Source organism: Actinomycetota bacterium (assembly GCA_030776725.1).
In the GTDB taxonomy this organism is placed as follows: Bacteria; Actinomycetota; Nitriliruptoria; order Nitriliruptorales; family JAHWKO01; genus JAHWKW01.
This window is the reverse complement of sequence record JALYHG010000104.1, coordinates 1-3,164: the sequence shown is the minus strand read 5'-3', so window position 1 is coordinate 3,164 and position 3,164 is coordinate 1. Positions and strand designations below refer to the sequence as shown.

Here is a 3,164-nt window from a genome sequence, read left to right as displayed (position 1 = left end):
CGGGGCGACCGTGCTCCCGCCTGCGTCGGCGCCGCTGGCCGCCCGCATGCGCCCGCGGACCCTCGACGAGTACGTCGGCCAGCACCACGTGGTGGGTGCCGGCTCGACGCTGCGGGCTCTCCTCGAGCGCGACGAGCTGTGTTCTGTCGTGCTGTGGGGTCCGCCCGGTAGCGGGAAGACGTCGCTGGCGGCCGTGATCGCCGCGACCACCGACGCGGCGTGGGAGGAACTGTCGGCGGTCAGCGCTGGCGTGAAGGACGTTCGGGCGGTGATCGACCGCGCCCGCACCCGGTTGCAGGCCGCGACGCCCAGCGACCGCGCCCGCACCCGGTTGCAGGCCACGACGCCCAGCGACCGCGCCGGAACCCGGTTGCAGGCCGCGACGCCCAGCGACGGGTCCCGTACCGGGTTGCAGGGCGCCACGCCCAACCGTCGGGGACGGCGGACGGTGCTGTTCCTCGACGAGATCCACCGGTTCAACAAGGCCCAGCAGGACGCCTTGCTCCCAGCGGTGGAGCACGGATGGTTCACGCTGGTCGGTGCCACCACCGAGAACCCGTTCTTCGAGCTGACCGCCCCGCTGCTGTCACGTTGTCAGCTGGTGCGCCTCGAGCCGCTCGACGCCGAGGCCATCTCCACGATCGTGCGGCGGGCCGTGACCGACCCCGATCGCGGCTACGGCGGGCGGGTCGCGCTCGACGACGACGCCCGACACCACCTGGTGGCCGCGGCGGACGGTGACGCCCGCGTCGCGCTGGTCACCCTCGAGGCGGCCGTTGAGGCCGCCAGCGCAGACGCCGCTGACGGGGTGGTGTCGGTCACGCTCGACGACGTGGTCGCTGCGCTCGCGTCCAAGCGGCTCCGCTACGACAAGGACGGCGACCAGCACTACGACCAGGCCTCGGCGTTCATCAAGTCGCTGCGCGGCAGCGACCCCGACGCGGCCGTGTACTGGCTGGTGCGGATGCTCGACGCCGGGGAGGATCCGCGCTTCCTCGCCCGGCGCATGGTCATCTTCGCCAGCGAGGACGTGGGATTGGCCGACCGTGGCGCCTTGGGACTGTCGGTCGCCGCGTTCGAGGCGCTCGATCGGGTCGGTCTCCCCGAGGCCCGCTTCAACCTCGTCCACGCCGCGATCGCGCTCGCCACCGCGCCGAAGTCCGACTCGGTGAAGCGTGCCCTCGGCGCGGCGGACGCTGCCGTGTCGGAGGCCGGGAACGCCGCGGTGCCCCCGCACCTGCGGGACGCGCACTACCGTGGCGCGCGTCGGCTCGGTCACGGTGTCGGCTACCGCTCCCCACACGATTACGCTGACGCCCACGTCAGGCAGCAGTACCTGCCCGACGAGTTGGTGGGTCGGGTGCTGTACCGCCCGACCGAGTACGGCGACGAGGCGCAGATCGCCCGCCGGGTCGCACGGTGGCGGTCACAGGCGACACGGTCGAGCGCGGACACGACCGCACCAGACGACGGAAGGAGCGGCGCATCGTGAGCGGAACCGAGTGGGCCGCGCTCGTCGCAGCCGGGTTCTTCGCGCTGGCGGTCCTGGTGATCTGCGTGGTCCTCCTCAACGTGTTCCGGCTGATCAGCGAGCTCGGGAACCTGGTGCGAGGCATCACCGACGAGACCGTGCCCCTGATCGGCGGCGTCGGTGAGACGGTCAGCGGGGTCAACGTGGAGCTGGCCCGCGTCGACGCGGTCGTCGCCGGGGTGCAGCGCATCACTGACCGCGCGGACGCGACCATGGCGGTGATCCAGGCGACGATCGCCGGCCCGCTGATCAAGTTGGCTGCGTACGGCACCGGTGTGGCCGCAGCCTGGCGCGCCGCCGTGTCTCCGCAGCGACGATCCTGACCTGGGGGCCACGATCGAGGCCACGGCGCGCGAGTAGAGACTGAACACAGCCGACCAGGAGCGACATGCGCAAGCTGCTGCTCGTGATCTTCCTCACCCTCTTCGGGCTCGGCATCGGGTTGGTGGTGGGCGCGATCGTCATGCGCCGCGTCGATCGTGCCGCCGCCCGGGTCTCACCCCGCGCCCTGTCCCAGCGGGCCGGCGATGCGACCAGCGCTTGGCGCCGCCGGCTGCGCACCGCGATCGCTGCGGGTGCTGCGGCGGCGACGGCGAAGGAAGCTGAGCTGCGCCACCGGTACGGCATCCTGACGGTGGACGAGGCGCGCACCCTGCACCGCTCCGGGGACCGCTGAGGTGGACGCCTTCGAGATCCGCGAGGCGTTCCTGGAGTTCTTCGAGGAACGCGGTCACCGGCGGTACGAGTCGGCGTCGCTGATCCCCAACGACCCGACGCTGTTGCTCACCAACGCCGGCATGGTGCCGTTCAAGCCGTACTTCCTCGGCGACGCGGAACCGGAGACGCCCCGCGCCACCAGCTTCCAGAAGTGCGCCCGTACGGTCGACATCGAGAACGTGGGCCGCACCAGCCGGCACTTCACGCTGTTCGAGATGCTCGGCAACTTCTCGTTCGGCGACTACTTCAAGCGCGACGCGATCCGGTGGGCGTGGGAGCTGTCGATCGGTCCACTGGGCCTGGAACCCGACCGGATCTGGGTCACCGTCTTCGAGGACGACGAGGAAGCCGCCGACCTGTGGGAGTCGGAGACCGACGTGCCCCGCGCTCGCATCCAGGCGATGGGCGAGGCCGACAACTTCTGGTCGATGGGGGTCGCCGGCCCGTGCGGGCCGTGCTCCGAGCTGTACTACGACCGCGGCCCGCAGTACGGAACCGAGGGTGGCCCCGCCGCCGATCCCGAGCGGTACTTCGAGTACTACAACCTCGTGTTCATGCAGTACGTGCGTGACGACCCCGGGAACATCATCGGAGACCTGCCGGCGCAGAACGTCGACACGGGGCTCGGGCTCGAGCGGATGGCGATGCTCAAGCAGAACGTCCCCACCGCCTACGACATCGACACCCACCGGCCGATCATCGCTCGGGCCGAGGAACTGACCGGCGTGGCCTACGGACGGGAACCCGAGTCCGACGTGTCGCTGCGGGTGGTGGCCGAGCACTCGCGCGCTGCAGCGTTCCTGATCGCCGACGGTGTGCTGCCGTCCAAGGAGGGACGCGGGTACATCCTGCGGCGGCTGCTGCGCCGTGCGGTCCGCCACGCCCGCGGTCTGGGCACCGAGCCGCCGGTGCTGCC

The 3,164-nt window shown here is 71.4% G+C and carries 4 protein-coding genes; all 4 read left to right on the top strand.

All coding sequences use genetic code 11. The annotated features are described in order from the left end of the window. Positions 1-10 precede the first annotated feature (10 nt). Entirely contained in the window at positions 11-1,492 is a 1,482-nt protein-coding gene (locus M3N57_04895; GenBank protein ID MDP9022035.1) for a replication-associated recombination protein A, read from the top strand. Next, entirely contained in the window at positions 1,489-1,854 is a 366-nt protein-coding gene (locus M3N57_04890; protein ID MDP9022034.1) for a DUF948 domain-containing protein, read from the top strand. Before M3N57_04895 ends, M3N57_04890 begins: the two co-directional genes overlap by 4 nt. 65 nt (positions 1,855-1,919) lie before the next feature. Then, positions 1,920-2,207 (top strand): hypothetical protein, encoded by a 288-nt coding sequence (locus M3N57_04885; protein MDP9022033.1) that lies wholly within the window; start codon positions 1,920-1,922, stop codon positions 2,205-2,207. Between the two features lies 1 nt (position 2,208). Next, on the top strand, positions 2,209-3,164 hold a 956-nt coding region (locus tag M3N57_04880), incomplete at its 3' end, for an alanine--tRNA ligase-related protein (protein ID MDP9022032.1).

Bases quoted from the DNA above. Each gene is read 5' to 3' on its own strand.
- M3N57_04885 (MDP9022033.1), top strand. From the start codon at position 1,920: ATGCGCAAGCTGCTGCTCGTGATCTTCCTCACCCTCTTCGGGCTCGGC.